Raw genomic sequence first — 19,477 nt, forward strand, 5'->3', positions numbered from 1 at the left:
GCATGGCGACCGTGATGAAGAAAGTGGACGCGGTAATCGTGGGCTTCGGCTGGGCCGGCGCGATCATGGCCAAGGAACTGACCGAGGCCGGGCTGCAGGTGGTGGCCCTGGAGCGGGGGCCGATGCAGGACACCTACCCGGAAGGCAGCTACCCGCAGGTGATCGACGAGCTGACCTACAGCGTGCGCAAGAAGCTGTTCGTCGATGTGTCGAAAGAAACCGTCACCATCCGCCACGGCATGAACGACGTGGCACTGCCCAATCGCCAGCTCGGTGCCTTCCTGCCGGGCAAAGGTGTAGGTGGCGCAGGCCTGCACTGGTCTGGCGTGCACTTCCGGGTAGACCCGATGGAGCTGCGCATGCGCAGCCACTACGAAGAACGCTACGGGCGCAAGTTCATCCCCGAAGACATGACGATCCAGGACTTCGGGGTCAGCTACGAGGATCTGGAACCGCACTTCGACTTTGCCGAAAAGGTATTCGGTACCTCTGGCCAGGCCTGGACCGTCAACGGTCAGGTCGTTGGCGAAGGGAAGGGCGGCAACCCCTATGCGCCGGACCGTTCCAGCCCGTTCCCGCTGCCTTCGCAGAAAAACGTGGTGTCGGCCAGGCTGTTCGAAAAAGCGGCGGCCGGCCTGGGCTACAAGCCCTACAACCTGCCGTCGGCCAACACCTCCGGCTCGTACACCAACCCGTACGGGGCGCAGATGGGGCCGTGCAACTTCTGCGGTTTCTGCAGCGGCTACGTGTGCTACATGTACTCCAAGGCCTCGCCCAACGTGAACATCCTGCCGGCGCTGCGCCAGGTGCCGAACTTCGAATTGCGGCCCAATGCCCATGTGCTGCGGGTGAACCTGGACGACAGCAAGCGCAAGGCCACCGGGGTGACCTACATCGACGCCCAGGGGCGGGAAGTGGAGCAGCCGGCGGACCTGGTGATCCTGGCGGCGTTCCAGTTCAACAACGTGCGCCTGATGCTGTTGTCCGGCATCGGCAAACCGTACGACCCCATCAAGAACGAAGGCGTGGTCGGGCGTAACTTCGCCTACCAGAACATGGGCACGGTCAAGGCGTTCTTCGACAAGGACACCTACACCAACAACTTCATCGGTGCCGGTGGCAACGGCATTGCCATCGATGACTTCAACGCCGACAACTTCGACCATGGCCCGCACGGCTTCGTCGGTGGCTCGCCGATGTGGGTGAACCAGGCCGGTACACGGCCGATTGCCGGCGGCGCCACCCCGCCTGGCACACCGGCCTGGGGCAGCGCCTGGAAGAAGGCCACCGCCGATTACTACACCCACCAGGTGTCGATGGACGCCCACGGCGCCCACCAGTCCTACCGTGGCAATTACCTGGACCTCGACCCGACCTACCGCGACGCCTACGGCCAACCACTGCTGCGCATGACCTTCGACTGGCAGGAAAACGACATCAGGATGAACCAGTTCATGGTCGACAAGCTGAGCAAGATCGCCCAGGCGATGAACCCCAAGACCATTGCCGTGCTGGGCAAGAAGGTCAAGGACCACTTCAACACCGCCAGCTACCAGACCACCCACCTGAACGGCGGCGCGATCATGGGCACCGACCCGAAAACCAGTGCGTTGAACCGCTATCTGCAAAGCTGGGACGTGCACAACGTGTTCGTTCCGGGGGCTTCGGCGTTCCCCCAGGGGCTGGGCTACAACCCGACCGGGCTGGTGGCTGCGCTGACCTACTGGTCGGCCCGCGCCATCCGCGAGCAGTACCTGAAAAACCCTGGCCCGCTGGTCCAGGCTTGAGGAGCGATGCGCATGAAGACAATGTTGATCGCAACCCTGCTGGGTGCCAGCGTGGCTGCACAGGCTGCGCCGAACGACGATGCGCAGGTGCGCCAGGGCGAGTACCTGGCCCGCGCCGGCGACTGCGTCGCCTGCCATACCGCCAAGGGCGGCAAGCCGTTCGCCGGTGGGCTGCCGATGGAGACACCGATCGGCACGGTGTACTCCACCAACATCACCCCGGCGGCCAGTGGTATCGGCCAGTACAGCTTCGAAGACTTCGACCAGGCGGTGCGCAAGGGCATCGGCAAGGACGGCAGCACCCTGTATCCGGCCATGCCATACCCGTCCTATGCGCGCGTCAGCGAGCAGGACATGCAGGCGCTGTATGCCTACTTCATGAAGGGCGTGGAGCCGATCGAGCAGCCGAACAAGGCCACCGACATCCCCTGGCCGCTGAGCATGCGCTGGCCGCTGGCGGTCTGGCGCGGGTTGTTCGCGCCAGAGGCCAAGCCCTGGCAGGCGTCGGCGGCTGCCGACCCGGTGGTCAACCGCGGTGCCTACCTGGTCGAGGGCCTGGGGCACTGTGGCGCGTGCCATACGCCGCGGGCGCTGACCATGCAGGAAAAGGCACTGAGCCCACAGGATGGCGAGCAGTTCCTGGCTGGCAGTGCACCGCTGGAAGGCTGGATTGCCAAGAACCTGCGTGGCGACCACAAGGACGGCCTGGGTAGCTGGAGCGAAGAGCAGCTGGTGCAGTTTCTCAAGACTGGCCGTAGCGACCGCAGCGCCGTGTTCGGTGGCATGAGCGACGTGGTCGAGCACAGCATGCAACACATGAGCGACGCCGACCTGACCGCTATCGCCCGCTACCTGAAGACGTTGCCGCCGAGCAACCCTGACGACCAGCCGCACGTGTACGACAAACAGGTGGCGGATGCGCTGTGGAAGGGCGACGACAGCAAGCCCGGGGCGGCGGTGTACATCGACAACTGCGCGGCCTGCCACCGTACCGATGGCCAGGGCTATACCCGCGTGTTCCCGGCCCTGGCCGGCAACCCGGTGGTGCAGACGGCGGATGCCACATCGCTGATCCACGTGGTCTTGGCGGGGGGCACAGTGCCGGCGACGCACGCGGCACCGTCGAACTTCACCATGCCGGCGTTCGGTTGGCGCCTGAGTGACCAGGAGGTTGCCGAGGTGGTGAACTTCATTCGCACCAGTTGGGGTAACCAAGGGGATGCCGTCACCGCCAGTGACGTGAAAGCCCTCCGTTAACTGCATCCCTCTGTCTGCACCCCCAATCCACTGTGGGAGCGGGTTCACCCGCGAATGCGTCGGCACATTCAACATCGCATTCGCGGGTGAACCGCTCCCACAGGGTTTCGCGTTAACATTTCTATATGTATCAGTTAGTTAAAGCGTATTCTTATTGCATTTACTACGCATGAATATCGCACTCCCGACCAACGGCATGTTGACGAACGCGTGCGATTTTGCTGTATTGAAACCGGTTTCATCGCTATCACAACAATCATAAGGACAGCCCATGACCGACGCGCCTGCCCATGCCCGCGAACGGGTCACCATCAGCGAAGTAGCGCGTGTCGCTGGCGTTTCCAAGGCCACCGTCTCCCGTTACATCGGCGGTGACCGGCAGTTGCTCGCCGAAGCCACCGCCAAGCGCCTGGAAGAGGTCATCGAGCGCCTCGGTTACCGCCCCAACCAGATGGCCCGTGGCCTGAAGCGCGGCCAGACGCGCCTGATCGGCATGCTGGTGGCCGATATCCTCAACCCCTATTCAGTGGCCGTGATGCATGGCGTGGAAACTGCCTGCCGCCAGCACGGCTACAGCCTGGTGGTGTGCAACACCAACCGCGACGACGAGCAGGAGCGTCACCACCTGGTGGCCCTGCAGTCCTACAACGTCGAAGGGCTGATCGTGAACACGCTTGGCCATCACCCCGGCGAATTGCTCAACCTGCAGCGCGACATCCCCATGGTGCTGGTCGACCGCCAGTTGCCCGAACTGAATGTCGACCTGGTGGGCCTGGACAATGCCGACGCGGTCGAGCAGGCCCTGGACCACCTGCAGGCGCAAGGCTACCGCGACATCCTGGCGGTAACCGAACGCCTCGATGGCACCAGCTCGCGGCTGGAGCGGGTGCAAGCGTTCGGCACATCGATCAGCCGGCGCCCCGGCATGCGCCAGCAGGTGCTGGAAATCGGCGCCGGGCTGGATGACCAGCTGGCTTCGTTCCTCGCCGGCAGCGGCCATGGCCCGCAGGCCATCTTCACCTTCAACGGTGTCGCCACCCTGGCCGTGACCCGTGCCCTGCACGAAGCGGGGCGCAATCTGTTCGCGGACGTCGGGCTGATCGCCCTCGACGACCTCGACTGGTACCCCTTGGTCGGCAGCGGCATCACTGCACTGGCCCAGCCCACCGAGCGAATCGGCGTGGCAGCATTCGAGAGCCTGCTTGGCCGCCTGCGCGGCGACAGCGGGGCAGCCCGGCGCATCGACTTCAAGGCCGAGCTGATCATCCGAGGTTCAACCCAGCCACAGTAATCACAGGCAGGCACCTGCGTGCCTGCTGTCATCAAAAAATGAAACCGGTTTCATAAGGACAACAACAATGCACTCGAGCCCCGTTTCCATCAGCCTCTCCAGCTACGGTGCCGACTTTGTCCGGCAACGTGGCCAGGAGCAGTTCCTTGACCTGCTGGCTGCCGCTGGCGTTACCCGCGTGGAACTGCGCGAAGAACTGTTCACTTGTGCGCCGGACACTGCAGCGCTGGCTGCAGCCATTGCCGCGCTGCGCCTTGAGTGCCTGTATTCCACGCCCCTGGAACTGTGGACCGCACAAGGCGAGCTTGACCCGCAATTGGCGCAAAAGCTGGAAACCGCCCGCGCCCTTGGCGCGGTAGCGCTCAAGGTTTCCCTGGGCCACTACCATGCGGGCTGTGACGTCGCGGCCTTGGCGACGCTGTTGCCGGCGCACGGGCCATTGCTGCTGGTGGAGAACGACCAGACCGCGCAAGGTGGACGAATCGAACCCCTGCAGCAGTTTTTCCAGCGCGCCGACGAACTCGGGCTGAGCCTGGGCATGACCTTCGATATCGGTAACTGGCAGTGGCAGGGCGAGCCTGCCCGGCACGCCGCACGCCAGCTTGGCCGCTGGGTGCGCTATGTGCACTGCAAGGCCGTGCAGCGCCGGGCCGATGGCCGCCTGGTAGCCGTCCCGCCAGAGACTGCGGACCTGCAGGAGTGGGCTGAGCTGATGGCCGAGTTCACCCCCGGCGTGGTGCGTGCTGTCGAGTACCCGTTGGTGAGCGACGATCTGCTGGCGCTGACCCGTGCCCAGGTGCGCGACCTGGCGGCGCTGGGGCAGGGCGTATCGAGTGAGGAGCTGAGCCATGCATGAGCATGACGTGCTGTGTTTCGGCGAGACCATGGCCATGTTCGTCGCCGAGCAGGCCGGCGACCTGGCCAGTGTCGGCCAGTTCGGCAAGCGCATCGCCGGCGCCGACAGCAACGTGGCCATCGGCCTGGCGCGGCTGGGCTTCAAGGTTCGCTGGCTGAGCCGGGTGGGCGACGATTCGCTGGGCCGTTTCGTGCTCGACAGCCTGCGCCGCGAAGGCCTGGACTGCTCCGGCGTCGAGGTAGATGCCAGCTACCCCACCGGCTTCCAGCTCAAGGCCCGCTGCGATGACGGCAGCGACCCGGCGGTGGAGTACTTCCGCCGTGGCTCGGCGGCCAGCCGGCTGTCGCCGGCGCTGCTGCGCCCGGGCTCTCTGCAGGCCCGCCACTTGCACGCCACCGGCATCCCGCCGGCGCTGTCGGAGGGCTGCCGGGCGCTGTCGCATGCGTTGATGGACGCCATGCGTGCCGCCGGGCGCAGCATCTCGTTCGACCCCAACCTGCGCCCCTCGCTGTGGCCTGACCAAAGCAGCATGGTGCGTGAAGTCAATGCCCTGGCGGCCAAGGCCGACTGGGTTCTGCCAGGCCTGGAAGAGGGCCGCCTGCTGACCGGCCAGCACACCCCGGCAGACATCGCCGCGTTCTACCTCGACCAAGGGGTGGAACTGGTGGTGATCAAGCTGGGCGACGCCGGTGCCTACTTCCGCAGCGCCAAGGGCGAAGGCCAGGTGGCGCCAGTGCCGGTCAGCCATGTGGTGGACACCGTTGGCGCCGGCGATGCCTTTGCCGTCGGCGTGCTCAGTGCGCTGCTGGAGGGCCACCCGGTAGCCGAGGCAGTGTCGCGTGGCAACTGGTGCGGCAGCCGCGCCGTGCAGTCGCGTGGCGACATGGAAGGGCTGCCGCTGCGCCATGAGCTGCAAGCCCACGACCTGCGCAGAAGCGCGTGAACACTTGACCCCGAAACACCTGTTGCAACAAAAACAACAAGCTCAGGAGAAACGAACCATGCAAAGCCAAAGCCTGGCACCTCGCCGCTGGTGGTACATCATCCCGATCGTGTTCTTCACCTATAGCCTGGCGTACCTGGACCGCGCCAACTACGGGTTCGCCGCCGCTTCCGGCATGGCTGAAGACCTGCACATCACCCCCGCACTGTCTTCGCTGCTGGGGGCACTGTTCTTTCTTGGTTACTTCTTCTTCCAGGTGCCTGGCGCCATCTACGCGGAAAAGCGCAGTGTGAAGAAGCTGATCTTTGTCTGCCTGATCCTCTGGGGCGGCCTTGCCACGCTCACTGGCGTGGTCAGCAACGTCTACATGCTGATCGGCATCCGCTTCCTGCTCGGGGTGGTGGAGGCGGCGGTGATGCCGGCCATGCTGGTGTACCTGTGCCACTGGTTCACCCGCGCCGAGCGTTCGCGCGCCAATACCTTCCTGATCCTCGGCAACCCGGTGACCATCCTGTGGATGTCGGTGGTGTCGGGCTACCTGGTCAAGCATTACGACTGGCGCTGGATGTTCATCATCGAAGGCCTGCCCGCGGTCATCTGGGCGTTCTTCTGGTGGCGCCTGGTGGATGACCGCCCGGCCCAGGTGAACTGGCTGAGCGAGCAGGAAAAGGCCGCCCTGGAGCAGGCGCTGGCTGCCGAGCAGCAAGGTATCAAGCCGGTGAAGAACTACCGCGAGGCGTTCCGCTCGCCGCAGGTGATCATCCTTTCGCTGCAGTATTTCTGCTGGAGCATCGGTGTGTATGGCTTCGTGCTGTGGTTGCCGTCGATCCTCAAGCAGACGGCCAACCTCGACATCGTGCAGGCCGGCTGGCTGTCGTCGGTACCTTACCTGGCGGCGGTGCTGGGCATGGTCGGTGTGTCGTGGGCGTCCGACCGCCTGCAGAAGCGCAAGCGCTTCGTCTGGCCGCCACTGCTGATCGCCGCCGTCGCGTTCTATGGCTCGTACGCCCTGGGCAGCGAGCACTTCTGGCTGTCGTACGCGTTGTTGGTGATCGCCGGCGCCTGCATGTACGCACCCTATGGCCCGTTCTTCGCGATCGTGCCCGAGATCCTGCCGGCCAACGTTGCGGGCGGTGCCATGGCGCTGATCAACAGCATGGGCGCGCTGGGTTCGTTCGGTGGCTCGTGGCTGGTGGGTTACCTCAATGGCGTCACGGGCGGGCCCGGTGCCTCCTACCTGTTCATGTGCGGTGCGCTGCTGGCCGCAGTGGCGCTTACGGCCGCACTCAATACTTCCCAGACATCCGGCCGGGCCAAGCGCGGCAACTCGCGTCTGGCCATGAACCATTAGGAACCAGTGCAATGAAAAAGCGAATCGTCCTGTACAAACGCCTGTCCGACGACTTGATGGCACGCCTGCAAGAGCGCGTCGAGGTGACCTGGGTGGACACGTCCGGGCCCGATGGCCTGGCACGCCTGCGCGACGCCTTGCCGGGGGCGCACGGGTTGCTGGGGGCCAGCCTGCGCCTGGACGCCAGCCTGCTCGACCTGGCGCCACAGCTTGAAGTGGTGTCCAGCGTTTCGGTCGGCGTGGACAACTACGACATCGCCGAGCTCAGCCGGCGTGGCGTGATGTTGACCAACACCCCCGACGTGCTGACCGAAACCACCGCCGACACGGGCTTTGCCTTGATCCTGGCCACCGCCAGGCGGGTGGTGGAGCTGGCGAACTGGGTGCGAGACGGGAACTGGCAGGCCAACCTCGGCCCGGCGCATTTCGGCAGCGATGTGCACGGCAAGACGCTGGGCATCGTCGGCATGGGCCGCATCGGCGAGGCCCTGGCCCGGCGTGCCGCGGCCGGCTTCGGCATGCGTGTGCTGTATCACAGTCAGCGTGCCAAGCCTGAGGTGGAGGCGCGCCATGCGGCGCGCCGATGCAGCCTGGACGAGCTGTTGCAGCAGGCGGATTTCGTTTGCCTGACCGTGCCGCTGAGTGCCAGCACCGAAGGCCTGATCGGCGCGCGGGAGCTGGCGCTGATGAAGCCCCAGGCAATCCTGGTGAACATTTCCCGCGGGCGCGTGGTGGATGAGCCGGCGCTGATCGAAGCGTTACGTGCCCGGCGCATCCGCGGCGCCGGCCTGGATGTGTTCGTGCAGGAGCCGTTGCCGGCGCAGTCGCCGTTGTTGCAGCTGGACAACGTGGTGGCGACCCCGCATATCGGCTCGGCGACCGAGGAAACCCGCCAGGCCATGGCGCGCTGTGCGGTGGACAACCTGCTCAGTGCGCTGGCTGGTGAGCGCCCGGCCAACCTGGTGAATGGCTGAAGCCAGATCCACAAACCTGCGCGGCCCCTGTGGGAGCGGGCATGCCCGCGAAGCAGGCGACGCAGTGGATGGCACCGGCTACGCCGGTGTTCGCGGGCGCGCCCGCTCCTACAGGTACGGCGCATTCCTTCAGCTGGTGGGCACCCTGTGGGAGCGGCCTTGTGTCGCGAAAGGGCTGCAGGGCAGCCCCCGGAGTCAATGCGATTCTGAACGCTGCGCCTGCGCTGGCGCAGCACTCTCCACCGGCTCCAGCGGCGGGTGCTCCTGCGCCGCATGCATCAGGTCTTCGGTCACCCGCAACTCGGCACCGGTCGGCGAGAAGGTGGTCGAAGCGGTGAACGGGGCCGGGTGCTCTGCCGCCGGGCGCTTGCCACGGCGCCACATGAAGAAGCACACCATGGCCAGGTTGACCACGGCAAAGGCCCAGAACAACCCGGCCTCGCCAAACTCGGTCATCATCGGCGAAATCGCCACCGGCGCCATGGCCGAACCCAGCGAGTTGATCAGCAGCAGGCCCTGGATCATCGGCACCAGTGCATCCGATGGCGCCCGGTCGGCCGCATGGCTGACCGCCACCGGGTACAGGGTGAACACGCCACCACCCAGCAGGAACAGCATCGCCGGCAGCAGGATCGAATCCGACGGCAGGAACACCGTGACCAGCGACAGCAGCACGCACAGCGCGGCCAGGGCGATCAGCACATCCTGGCGGTCCTTGCGGTCGGACCAGCGTCCGACCGGGTATTGCAGCAGCATGGCACCAAGAATTACCCAGGCCATCATGTTGCCGACCTCGCCCACATCCAGGCCGATGCGCTGCAGGTACAGCGGCAGCAAGGCATAGATGCCGGCAATGGCCACACCCGAACCGAAGCAGCCGACCAGGCCCGACGGCGCAACGCCCAGCAACTGGCGTGGCTTGAGCGGTTCGACCTGGTCCAGCAGCGGCGACACCCGCGGCAGGATCACGATGGGCAGTACCGACAGGGCGGCGAGCACGCCGGCCAGCATGAACGGTGCGGTGTCACCCATGTGGGTGATTTCGCCAAGGCCGGCCTGGGCGATGACCCCGGCGCCGTAGAAGGCGATCATGTACAGCGCCAGCAGGCGGCCGCGGATCTTGGCGTCACCGGCCAGCAGCAGCCAGCTTTCGATCACCAGGAACACGCCCACCGCCGCCCAGCCGTTGATCAGGCGCAGCACCGACCACCACGTGACGTCGTAGAACAGGCCTTGCAGCAGGATGGTCACGGCGATCAGCGAGGCGAAGCTGGTGTAGGCGCGGATATGGCCGATGCGCAGGATCAGCCGGTCGTTGAAGATGGCACCCAGGGTCAGGCCGATGAAGTAGGTCGAGGAAACCACACCGATGGTGGTGGCCGACTCGCCGGCAGCGCCCAGGCGCAGGGTGGTAAGGGAAGACATGAAGCCGTTGCCCAGGGCAATGATGAACAGCCCGAGCAGGGGCGCCAGCGCCATGGCCAGCAAACGCGGAGACATACGTACCTCTAGTTGGATGAGCGGAATGAGCGCCTTTTCGGACGCGCACACCGGCTCGACCCGAACGGGGCCGAGGGGCTGCACGGATGTGCCTGGGCTGGATGCGACGCTGCCGGTTGCCACCGTTCAAGGCGACGGGCGAAAAGGAAGCGCGATTCTACGGGCTTGCGCGGTTTTGCCCAAGGGGCTTGGGTGTGCGACGAGACGCCGCAGTCTGTGGGCGACACGAATGCGTCTTCGGCGGACATCCCAGGGCCGCTTTGCGGCCCAATCGCCGGCAAGCCAGCTCCCACCTCGACTGCATCGACCTCAAGCATTGTGCAGTACCTGTGGGAGCCGGCTTGCCGGCGATGGGGCCAGAACAGGCAACACAAGACAGTTACTCCCGCATGGTGGTGATACCTCAAGGCTTGGCGCTGTACCTGTGGGAGCCGGCTTGCCGGCGATGGGGCCAGAACAGACAACACAAGACTGTTACTCCTGCATGGTGGTGATACCTCAAGGCTTGGCGCTGTACCTGTGGGAGCCGGCTTGCCGGCGATGGGGCCAGAACAGGCAACACAAGACAGTTACTCCCGCATGGTGGTAATACCTCAAGGCTTGGCGCTGTACCTGTGGGAGCCGGCTTGCCGGCGATGGGGCCAGAACAGGCAACACAAGACAGTTACTCCTGCATGGTGGTGATACCTCAAGGCTTGGCGCTGTACCTGTGGGAGCCGGCTTGCCGGCGATTGGGCTGCAAAGCAGCCCCGGCAATCCCGCAGACTGCGGCATAATGCGGGGCCCACCCCCAAGGAAGGCCTCCATGTTCGCTTCGCTGTTCGCAGTCCTGGCCCCGGTTTTCATCGTCGCTGGCATCGGCTATGCCTGGGCCCGCAAGGGCCTGGACTACCCCACCGAATTCATCGCCCGGGTGGTGATGACCGTCGGCACCCCGTCGCTGGTGCTGTCCACGCTCAGCCGCACCGAACTGGACCCGACCGCCTTCACCAGCATGGCCATGGCCTGCCTGCTGTGCACCCTGGGCATGGCCCTGGCCGGCTTGCTGGTGTGCCGCGCTTCGGGCATGCACTGGCGTGTGCTGTTGCCGGCGTTCATGTTCCCCAACACCGGCAACATGGGCCTGCCGATCAGCCTGTACGCCTTTGGCGAACACGGCCTGGCCCTGGCCGTGGCGTTCTTCCTGACCCTGTCGATCGTGCAGTTCACCCTCGGCATGGCCATTTCCGGTACTGCGGCTTCGCTCAAGGCACTGCTGCGCAACCCCATCGTGATCAGCCTGGCCGGCGCCATGCCGATCATCTTTCTCGATTTCGAGTTGCCGCGCTGGCTGGCCAATACCGCAGACCTGCTGGGCGGCATGACCATCCCGCTGATGTTGCTGACACTGGGCGTGTCGCTTGCCAGCATTCGCCTGCGCCATGTGGGCAGTGGCATGCTGCTGGGCGGTTTGCGCATTGGCCTGGGCGCTGCCGTGGGCTGGGCGGTAGGTGCGGCGCTGGGCATGGGCAGCCTGGAGCGTGCGGTGCTGGTGGTGCAGTCGGCGATGCCGGTGGCGGTGTTCAACTACCTGATGGCGGTGCGCGCCAACCGCGAACCGGAGCAGGTGGCGAACCTGGTGATGTGTTCTACGGTGCTGTCGTTTGCCTGGTTGCCGGTGGTGCTGGCTTGGTGGATGTAAGTCTGTACCGGCTCTTTCGCGGGTAAACCCGCTCCCACAGGTACTGCGCAGGTCTCAAGGCCTGTGATGGACCTGTGGGAGCGGGTTTACCCGCGAAGAGGCCGGCACGGCAAACGGCTATTTCTCCTGCAACCGCCACCCCTGGCTGGTCAGCACCATCGCCCGGGTTTCCTTGAGCGGCGTGTCATTGCTGGCTACCGCCTTGCCCAGTTCGGCAATGCTGGCCTTGACCCCATCATCCCCGGCCCACGCCGGTAACCCAGTGATCTTGTAGGCATAGGTCACATTCGACATCTTCTGCCCAGTCACCTCGCTCGGCTCACTGAACTGCTCGATGGCGGTGACCTGCGCCTTGCCGAAGCACAGCCCGTTATCCGCCTTGTAGTACTTGCGGCCTTCGTCGGTGAGGTCATAGGCGTAGTAGATGTCCGTGCGTGCCGCTTGCCACAGGCGGGCGGGCACCTCGGTGCGCGAGATCTCCTTTTCGCTGACCACACCTACCTGGGCCAGGGCATGCAACGCCTTGTTGGTGCCATGGAGGTCGAAGTCCTGGGTCTTGGTCGGGAATGAAGTGATGACGAAGCAGTGCGGGTACTGGGTATCGAGGTAGGCCTGGGCGGCCTTCTGGAAACTGGCCTCGCTGGTGTCCTCGCTGTTCGAGCAACCGGCCAGGGTTGCCAACAGCGCCAGCGGCACGATCTTCCTGTACATGGTGACACTTCCTTGAGTGACAAAGGCAAACGGGTCGTGCGCGATTAGAACCTACGGGCTAGAGCGGCGCAATCATGGCAAGACGGCATCTCTGCATGATCTTCGCTGGCCCAATCGCCGGCAAGCCAGCTCCCACAGGTACACCACAGGCCTGAGAGCTGCACCGTAACTTTGGGAGCCGGCTTGCCAGCTCCCACAGGTACACCACAGGCCTTGAGAGCTGCACCGTAACTGTGGGAGCCGGCTTGCCGGCGATTGGGCCGGTAAAGGCAACATCACTGTTCGCCACGAGTATCGATACTGACCACCACCGACATCCCCGGCCGCAAGCGCCGAGCCTCCGGCTGGTCGGCATCCACGGTGATCCGCACCGGTATGCGCTGGGCAATCTTGACGAAGTTGCCGGTGGCATTGTCCGCCTGCAGCAAGGCGAACTCCGAGCCGGTGGCCGGTGAGATCTGCTGCACGAGCCCATGCAGCCTCAGGTGGTTCAGCGCATCCACGGTAAAACTCACCGGCTGGCCGATGCGCACATCGGCCATCTGGGTTTCCTTCATGTTGGCGATCACCCACAGGGTGTCGGGCACCAGCGCCATCAACTGTGCACCGGAATTGACATAGGCCCCCAGGCGCGTGCCGATCTGCCCCAGCTGGCCGTCGCGCGGGGCGGTGACGCGGGTGTTGTCGAGGTCGATGCGGGCCAGCTCCACGGCGGCTTTGGCGTTTTCCACCGAGGCCTCCAGCGCGGCCCGGTTGACTACCACGGTTTCGCGGTCCTGGCGGGCGATTTCCAGTGCCGCCTTGGCCTGGGCCAGGCTGGCGACCGCAGCGGCTTCGCTGGCCCGGGCCAGGTCCAGATCGCGCCGCGACACCGAGCCATCGCTGACCAGCGCCCGGTTGCGGCCGAGGTCGGCCCTGGCCTTGGTTGCCTGGGCAGCGGCATCGCCGATGGCCGCCTGGCGCTGGGCAATGGTGGCTTCGGCACTGTTGCGCTGCTGCAGGTTGTTGGCCAGGGCCGCCTGTTGTTGCTGCAGCTGGGCGATGGCCTGGGCCAGGCGTTGCTTGTAGATGCGGTCGTCCAGTTGCACCAGCAGGTCGCCGGCCTTGACGAACTGGAAGTCATGCACCGGCACATCGACGATATAGCCGCTCAGCTGCGGCCCGATGATGGTCACCTGGCCGCGCACCAGGGCGTTCTCGGTGCTTTCGATGGCACTGCTGAATGGCGGCAGGCGCCAGGCATACAGCACCAGCAGGATGCCGGCCAGGGCCACGCAGGCGAAGCTGATCGACGACAGGATCCGCACCCGCCGCGAACGCACCGGGCTGGTCGGCTCGCTGGGCGGCGTGGCGCCTTCCGGGGTTTCGGCGATGGCAGTGGTGGTCGTGGTGCGGGTGTCGTCGGTCATCGGGTGGGCGCGCCGGGGGTGGAGTCAGGGGAAATGGCCCGGCGTTTGGTGTGCCAGAGCCAGGTACTACGGATGCAGATCCAGATCATGGTCAGAATAGCGATGCTGCCGATCAGCACGAACACATCGTTGTAGGCCATGATGTTCGCCTCGCGGGTGGCGGCACTGGCCAGCAGGCGCATGCCGGCTTCGCTGCGCAGGGCCGGGTCGGCGATGATGCCGCCGTAGCCGGCACCGCCACTTTGCACGCGAGCCGTGACCAAGGGTTCCAGGTAGCTGAGGCGGTCCATCAGGTGGCTGGAGTGGAATTTTTCCCGCCAGGTCTGGAAGGTGCCCAGCAGCGCCGCGCCAATCAGGCCGCCGAGGTTGTTGCAGATGCCGAACAGCACCGAGAAACTCACCAGGTTGCGCGGGTTGGCGCGCACATGGCTGATGCCAAGGGCCATGGACGGGCCGAGGAAGAAGGTGCTGCCGAACGCCAGCAGGAACTGGCTGAGGTACATCTGTGCCGGGCGGGTGAGGTTGCTCGAACTGCTGTCCATGAAGGCGCCGGTGGCCATGGCCAGCAGCGAGATGAACAGCGGGATCACCAGGTGGTTGGGGTTGATGGTGAAGGCACTGCTGGCCAGGCCGGCCACCGCGCCCAGCAGCATGACCGCGTACAGCGTGCGCATCTGCTCGCTGCCCAGGTTCAGCGCCTGCAGGAAGCCGACCGCCCCGGTGGACTGCTCCGAGGTGACCATGCGGATCAGCACCACGCACAGGGCCAGGCGAATGATCGCGCCGCTGCCCAGCCAGCGGGTCATCAGCAGCGGGTTCTGGCGATTGTGCTCGATGGCCAGGCCGCTGAAGATCAGCGCGATCGAGGCCGCCAGGGCCATGCCGATCCAGGGCGCCTCCAGCCACCAGTCGATACGCCCGAGTGACAGCACGGCGCACAGCAGCGCGGTGCCGCTGGCCATCAGCGAGAAGGTGAGAAAGTCCAGCGGCTCGAAGGTCTTGAAGCGGTCACCGGGGGGCAGCTTGAGCATCAGCACGCAGCCCAGCGCGGCCAGCGCCAGGCCCAGTTCGAACAGGTACAGGCCGCGCCATTCGGCGATCTGCAGCAGGTCTTCGGAGAAGATCCGCGCCAGCGGCAACGCCAGTTGCGAGGCGCCCAGGCCAAGCACCATCGCCTTCAGCCGCCATTGCGCCGGGAACGCCTGGATCATGTAGTACAGCCCCAGCGAGCTGAGCGCGGCACCGACCATGCCATGGGCCGCCCGCACGGCGATGGCCGAGTTGAGGTCGTTGACCAGCAGGTGGGCGAAGGTGACCAGGGCATAGAGCACCAGGAACACCTCGGTGAACGCGCGCAGGCCGAATTGCTGGCGGAACTTCACCAGCAGCAGGTTGATGGACACGTTGGTCATTACATAGGCGGCCGGCAGCCAGGCCATTTCCGCCGTGGTTGCGCCCAGCGCTCCTTGCAGGAACACCAGGTTGGCGGTGACTAGCGCGTTACCCAGGCCACCGGTGATCGCCACTAGCAGCCCGACCACGCCGTAGGCCAGACGTTTGGCGGGCGTGTGCAGGGGCGTGGAGGGGGAGCCCGGCAGGCTGGGTTTTTCGTGGGGGAGCCACTGGCGGGGGGCGTATTTGTCCATGGGGCAGACTGTACTTGAGGGTGCCGAGGGATGAAAACAGTCTATCTCCTATGCCGGCCTCTTCGCGGGCTTGCCCGCTCCCACAGGTACTGCACAGCTTGCACGACTGTGGTGAACCTGTGGGAGCGGGCAAGCCCGCGAAGAGGCCGGAGCAGGCGCTACAAGGCCTTGGCCAGAAACTCCGCAGTGCGGCTTTCAGCACACCCGGCCACCACCTGTGGCGTGCCGCTGACCACCACCTGGCCCCCGGCATCCCCGGCCCCAGGCCCGATGTCGATCACCCAGTCGCTCTGCGCCACCACTCGCATGTCATGCTCGACCACCACCACGCTGTGCCCGCCATCGACCAGGCGGTTGAGCTGCACCAGCAGCCGGTCGATGTCCTGCGGGTGCAAGCCGTTGGTGGGTTCGTCCAGTACATACAACGTCGCCCCGCGGGCCATGCGTTGCAGCTCGGTGGCCAGCTTGATGCGCTGCGCCTCGCCGCCGGACAGTTCGGTGGCCGGCTGGCCCAGGCGCAGATAGCCCAGGCCGATGTCCTGCAGCACCTGCAGGCAGCGCCGCGCCGCTGGCTGTTCGGCGAACACCAGCAAGGCCTGGTCGACCGTCAACTGCAGCACCTGCGCAATGTTCATGCCCTGCCAGCTCACCGCCAGGGTTTCCGGGTTGTAGCGGGCGCCATGGCAGGTCGGGCAGGGCGCATAGACGCTGGGCATGAACAGCAACTCGACGCTGACGAAGCCTTCGCCCTCGCAGTTCTCGCAGCGCCCCTTGGCAACGTTGAAGGAGAAACGCCCGGCATCGAAGCCTTTTGCCTTGGCCTGTTCGGTGGCGGCGAACAGCTTGCGCACATGGTCGAACAGGCCGGTGTAGGTGGCCAGGTTGGAGCGGGGCGTACGGCCGATCGGCTTCTGGTCGACCTGCACCAGGCGCCTGATGCTGCCAAGGCCCGCGCTCACATGCCCGCCGCTGGCCTGTTCTGGTTCATCTTCCAGGCTCTGCTCTTCGGGCTCGTTGCGTTGGGCGGCATGGCCCAGGTGCGCACCCACCAGCTCCAGCAGCGCCTGGCTGACCAGGCTCGACTTGCCCGAACCGGAAATACCGGTAACGGCGGTAAAGCAGCCCAGCGGGAATTGCGCACTGAGGTTGTTCAGGTTGTTGCGGCTGATGCCTTCGAGCTTCAGCCAGTCGTGGGCCTGGCGTGGTGTGCGCGTGGTCTGGGCCGGTGCACTGAACAGGTAGGCCCGGGTGCTCGACTGCTCGACCTGGGCCAGGCCCGTGGGCGGCCCGCTGTAGAGGATGGTGCCGCCATGCTCGCCAGCGGCAGGCCCTACATCCACCAGCCAGTCGGCGCGGCGCATGGTGTCCAGGTCGTGTTCCACCACATAGACCGAGTTGCCCGCGTGCTTAAGGCGCTGCAGCGCCTCGAACAGGGCTTCGCTGTCGGCCGGGTGCAAACCGGCCGAAGGCTCGTCGAGCACGTAGATCACGCCAAACAACTGCGAGTTCAGCTGGGTGGCCAGGCGCAGGCGTTGCAGCTCGCCAGAGGACAGGGTCGGGGTGCTGCGCTCCAGGGCCAGGTAGCCCAGGCCCAGGTCGAGCAGGGTGTCGATGCGTTCGAGCAGTTCGTTGGCGATGCGTTGGGCAGCCAGGCGCTTTTCCAGGGTCAGGTCGTCCTGCTGTTGTGCCAGGTAGTCTGCTGCCGCCACCTTGCGGAACACCTCGGCCAGCGCCTGCAGCGACAGGCGCGACAGCTCGGCGATATCCAGGCCGGCGAAGGTCACGCCCAGGGCCTCGCGCTTCAGGCGCTTGCCCTGGCACAGCGGGCACGGGCTGGGGCGCATGAACTGGGCAACGCGCTTGCGCATCTGCGCGCTTTGCGAGTGCATGAAGGTGTGCAGCACGTAACGCCGGGCACCCATGAACGTGCCCTGGTAGCTGGGCTCTAGCTTGCGCTTGAGGGCGGCGCGGGTCTGCGCCGGGGTCAGTCCGGCATACACCGGCGCGGTGGGTGTTTCTTCGGTGAACAGGATCCAGTCGCGCTGCGCCTGTGGCAGGTCGCGCCAGGGGGTATCGACGTCGTAGCCCAGCGTCACCAGGATGTCGCGCAGGTTCTGGCCCTGCCAGGCCATCGGCCAGGCCGCCACGGCGCGCTCGCGGATGGTCAGCGACGGGTCGGGGACCATGGTCGCTTCGTTCACTTCGTAGACCCGGCCCATGCCATGGCATTCCGGGCAGGCGCCCTGCGGCGTGTTGGGCGAGAAATCCTCGGCATACAGCATCGCCTGGCCGGCCGGGTAGTGGCCGGCGCGGGAGTAGAGCATGCGGATCGAACTGGACAGGGTGGTCACGCTGCCCACCGAGGAACGTGCACTCGGCGTGCCGCGTTGCTGCTGCAGGGCCACGGCCGGGGGCAGGCCTTCGATGGCGTCGACGTCCGGCACGCCGACCTGGTCGATCAGGCGCCGGGCATAGGGCGCGACCGATTCGAAGTAGCGGCGCTGGGCTTCGGCGTAGAGGGTGGAGAAGGCCAGCGAGGACTTGCCCGAGCCGGACACGCCGGTGAACACCACCAGAGCGTCACGGGGGATATCGACATCGATGTTCTTGAGGTTGTGCTCGCGGGCGCCACGGACGCGGATGAAACCGGTGGGGGTGGTGGGGCGTGGGGGCATGACGCAGTCCTTGGCTTTGGCTGAACAGTGCGTTCAAGGTAACAGCAAAGGCACGACTTTGTGTTCCACCGTGTGAAACCAGATTCGATTGTGCTCCCAGCTTCCTCGCGCTTATCTGTCAGCCAAGCACGACCTGCCTTACCCGTCGTGACCTCAAGGCGAACAACAAGAACGGGAATCCACCCGCGCGAGGAGACTCTACATGTCCCGACATCAGCACATCCTGGCCTGGCTGAACGATGTGGCCAGCGACCTGCACGCAATCCGTCACGATATCCACGCTCACCCGGAACTGGGCTTCGAAGAAAGCCGCACTTCGGCGCTGGTTGCCCGACTGCTCGAAGAATGGGGCTATGAAGTGCACACCGGTATCGGCAAGACCGGCGTGGTCGGCGTACTGCGCAATGGCAGCAGCCCACGCCGCCTGGGCCTGCGCGCCGACATGGACGCGCTGCCCATCCACGAGGCTACCGGCGCCGCGTACAGCAGCCAGCACCAGGGCTGCATGCACGCCTGCGGCCACGACGGGCATACCACCATGCTGCTTGGCGCCGCGCGCTACCTGGCGGCGACCCGGCAGTTCGACGGCACGCTGACGTTGATCTTCCAGCCGGCCGAGGAGGGCCAGGGTGGCGCCGAGGCGATGCTGGCTGACGGCCTGCTGGAGCGCTTCCCTTGCGATGCACTGTTCGGCATGCACAACATGCCCGGGCTGCCGGCGGGGCACCTGGGCTTCCGCGAAGGGCCGATGATGGCCTCGCAAGACCTGCTCACGGTGACCCTCGACGGGGTTGGCGGCCATGGCTCGATGCCGCACCTGACCGTCGACCCGCTGGTGGCGGCGGCCAGTGTGGTGATGGCCCTGCAAACCGTGGTGGCGCGCAATATCGATGCGCAGGAGGCGGCCGTGGTTACCGTCGGCGCCTTGCAGGCCGGCGAAGCGGCCAACGTGATCCCGCAGCAGGCACTGCTGCGCCTGAGCCTGCGCGCGCTGAACGCCGAGGTGCGGGCGCAGACCCTGGAGCGGGTGCGGGCCATTATCGTCAGCCAGGCCGAGAGCTTTGGCTGCCGCGCCACGCTCGAACACCGCCCGGCCTACCCGGTGTTGGTCAACCATGCCGCGGAAAATGCCTTCGCCCGGCAGGTGGGGGTGGAATTGCTCGGTGCCGAGGCAGTGGATGGCAACACCCGCAAGCTGATGGGCAGCGAAGACTTCGCCTGGATGCTGCAACGCTGCCCGGGCGCCTACCTGTTCATCGGCAATGGCGTATCGCGGCCGATGGTGCACAACCCGGCCTACGACTTCAACGACGACATCCTGCTGACCGGTGCCGCCTACTGGGGCGCGCTGGCAGAGCGCTGGCTCGCGCCCGCCTGACCTTTCCTTTTGACGACT

Annotated in this window: 14 protein-coding genes; 9 read left to right on the forward strand and 5 right to left on the reverse strand. The window is 65.7% G+C overall.

All coding sequences use genetic code 11. The features are described from left to right. The first annotated feature begins 2 nt into the window (after positions 1-2). From CAG44_RS16105 to CAG44_RS16135, 7 genes are all read left to right on the forward strand, one after another. A complete protein-coding gene (locus CAG44_RS16105) occupies positions 3-1,787 on the forward strand; it encodes a GMC family oxidoreductase (protein WP_085692514.1) in 1,785 nt (594 codons plus the stop codon). A gap of 12 nt (positions 1,788-1,799) precedes the next feature. Beyond that, entirely contained in the window at positions 1,800-3,044 is a 1,245-nt protein-coding gene (locus CAG44_RS16110; protein ID WP_085692515.1) for a cytochrome c, read from the forward strand. A 271-nt stretch (positions 3,045-3,315) separates the two neighbouring features. Then, complete coding sequence (gene ptxS / locus CAG44_RS16115; RefSeq protein ID WP_025339278.1) at positions 3,316-4,335, forward strand: transcriptional regulator PtxS; 1,020 nt, start codon at positions 3,316-3,318, stop codon at positions 4,333-4,335. Positions 4,336-4,402: 67 nt separating this feature from the next. After that, entirely contained in the window at positions 4,403-5,191 is a 789-nt protein-coding gene (locus CAG44_RS16120) for a TIM barrel protein (protein ID WP_085692516.1), read from the forward strand. Then, on the forward strand, positions 5,184-6,134 hold the full coding sequence (locus tag CAG44_RS16125; protein WP_085692517.1) for a sugar kinase: 951 nt from the start codon (positions 5,184-5,186) through the stop codon (positions 6,132-6,134). The genes CAG44_RS16120 and CAG44_RS16125 overlap by 8 nt, the downstream gene beginning before the upstream one ends. A gap of 58 nt (positions 6,135-6,192) precedes the next feature. After that, a complete protein-coding gene (locus tag CAG44_RS16130; protein WP_085692518.1) occupies positions 6,193-7,485 on the forward strand; it encodes an MFS transporter in 1,293 nt (430 codons plus the stop codon). 11 nt (positions 7,486-7,496) lie between these two features. Further along, the gene (locus CAG44_RS16135) at positions 7,497-8,459 is read left to right on the forward strand and encodes a D-glycerate dehydrogenase (protein ID WP_085692519.1); all 963 of its coding nucleotides are present in this window, start codon (positions 7,497-7,499) and stop codon (positions 8,457-8,459) included. Between the two features lie 195 nt (positions 8,460-8,654). Here the strand turns inward: CAG44_RS16135 and CAG44_RS16140 are convergent, their stop codons facing one another. Next, positions 8,655-9,959 carry an MFS transporter gene (locus CAG44_RS16140; protein WP_063914168.1) on the reverse strand — a complete coding sequence of 435 codons (1,305 nt, stop codon included), beginning with the start codon at positions 9,957-9,959 and terminating at the stop codon, positions 8,655-8,657. A gap of 805 nt (positions 9,960-10,764) precedes the next feature. On the opposite strand from CAG44_RS16140, the gene CAG44_RS16145 reads away from it, so the two are divergent. Continuing rightward, positions 10,765-11,640, forward strand: coding sequence for an AEC family transporter (locus tag CAG44_RS16145; RefSeq protein WP_025339272.1), 876 nt, complete (start codon positions 10,765-10,767; stop codon positions 11,638-11,640). Between the two features lie 117 nt (positions 11,641-11,757). Here CAG44_RS16145 and CAG44_RS16150 read toward each other — a convergent pair whose 3' ends face one another. The 4 genes from CAG44_RS16150 to CAG44_RS16165 all read right to left on the reverse strand — a co-directional run bounded on the left by CAG44_RS16150 (position 11,758) and on the right by CAG44_RS16165 (position 18,081). Then, positions 11,758-12,351, reverse strand: coding sequence for a hypothetical protein (locus CAG44_RS16150; RefSeq protein ID WP_085588598.1), 594 nt, complete (start codon positions 12,349-12,351; stop codon positions 11,758-11,760). A gap of 275 nt (positions 12,352-12,626) precedes the next feature. Further along, positions 12,627-13,760, reverse strand: coding sequence for an HlyD family secretion protein (locus CAG44_RS16155; protein ID WP_085692520.1), 1,134 nt, complete (start codon positions 13,758-13,760; stop codon positions 12,627-12,629). Next, on the reverse strand, positions 13,757-15,406 hold the full coding sequence (locus CAG44_RS16160) for an MFS transporter (protein ID WP_085615552.1): 1,650 nt from the start codon (positions 15,404-15,406) through the stop codon (positions 13,757-13,759). Before CAG44_RS16160 ends, CAG44_RS16155 begins: the two co-directional genes overlap by 4 nt. 158 nt (positions 15,407-15,564) lie before the next feature. Further along, on the reverse strand, positions 15,565-18,081 hold the full coding sequence (locus tag CAG44_RS16165) for an excinuclease ABC subunit UvrA (RefSeq protein WP_085588604.1): 2,517 nt from the start codon (positions 18,079-18,081) through the stop codon (positions 15,565-15,567). 202 nt (positions 18,082-18,283) lie between these two features. Here CAG44_RS16165 and CAG44_RS16170 point away from each other — a divergent pair, with 202 nt between their 5' ends. After that, a complete protein-coding gene (locus CAG44_RS16170) occupies positions 18,284-19,459 on the forward strand; it encodes a M20 aminoacylase family protein (protein WP_025339266.1) in 1,176 nt (391 codons plus the stop codon). Positions 19,460-19,477: the final 18 nt, after the last annotated feature.

This window comes from Pseudomonas sp. B13(2017) (assembly GCF_002113245.1).
In the GTDB taxonomy this organism is placed as follows: domain Bacteria; phylum Pseudomonadota; class Gammaproteobacteria; order Pseudomonadales; family Pseudomonadaceae; genus Aquipseudomonas; species Aquipseudomonas putida_Z.

What these genes read in the sequence shown, in the direction of transcription:
- CAG44_RS16105 (WP_085692514.1), top strand. Translation starts at nt 3, where the DNA reads ATGGCGACCGTGATGAAGAAAGTGGACGCGGTAATCGTGGGCTTCGGC.
- CAG44_RS16110 (WP_085692515.1), top strand. Translation starts at nt 1,800, where the DNA reads ATGAAGACAATGTTGATCGCAACCCTGCTGGGTGCCAGCGTGGCTGCA.
- ptxS (WP_025339278.1), top strand. Translation starts at nt 3,316, where the DNA reads ATGACCGACGCGCCTGCCCATGCCCGCGAACGGGTCACCATCAGCGAA.
- CAG44_RS16120 (WP_085692516.1), top strand. Translation starts at nt 4,403, where the DNA reads ATGCACTCGAGCCCCGTTTCCATCAGCCTCTCCAGCTACGGTGCCGAC.
- CAG44_RS16125 (WP_085692517.1), top strand. Translation starts at nt 5,184, where the DNA reads ATGCATGAGCATGACGTGCTGTGTTTCGGCGAGACCATGGCCATGTTC.
- CAG44_RS16130 (WP_085692518.1), top strand. Translation starts at nt 6,193, where the DNA reads ATGCAAAGCCAAAGCCTGGCACCTCGCCGCTGGTGGTACATCATCCCG.
- CAG44_RS16135 (WP_085692519.1), top strand. Translation starts at nt 7,497, where the DNA reads ATGAAAAAGCGAATCGTCCTGTACAAACGCCTGTCCGACGACTTGATG.
- CAG44_RS16140 (WP_063914168.1), bottom strand. Translation starts at nt 9,959, where the DNA reads ATGTCTCCGCGTTTGCTGGCCATGGCGCTGGCGCCCCTGCTCGGGCTG.
- CAG44_RS16145 (WP_025339272.1), top strand. Translation starts at nt 10,765, where the DNA reads ATGTTCGCTTCGCTGTTCGCAGTCCTGGCCCCGGTTTTCATCGTCGCT.
- CAG44_RS16150 (WP_085588598.1), bottom strand. Translation starts at nt 12,351, where the DNA reads ATGTACAGGAAGATCGTGCCGCTGGCGCTGTTGGCAACCCTGGCCGGT.
- CAG44_RS16155 (WP_085692520.1), bottom strand. Translation starts at nt 13,760, where the DNA reads ATGACCGACGACACCCGCACCACGACCACCACTGCCATCGCCGAAACC.
- CAG44_RS16160 (WP_085615552.1), bottom strand. Translation starts at nt 15,406, where the DNA reads ATGGACAAATACGCCCCCCGCCAGTGGCTCCCCCACGAAAAACCCAGC.
- CAG44_RS16165 (WP_085588604.1), bottom strand. Translation starts at nt 18,081, where the DNA reads ATGCCCCCACGCCCCACCACCCCCACCGGTTTCATCCGCGTCCGTGGC.
- CAG44_RS16170 (WP_025339266.1), top strand. Translation starts at nt 18,284, where the DNA reads ATGTCCCGACATCAGCACATCCTGGCCTGGCTGAACGATGTGGCCAGC.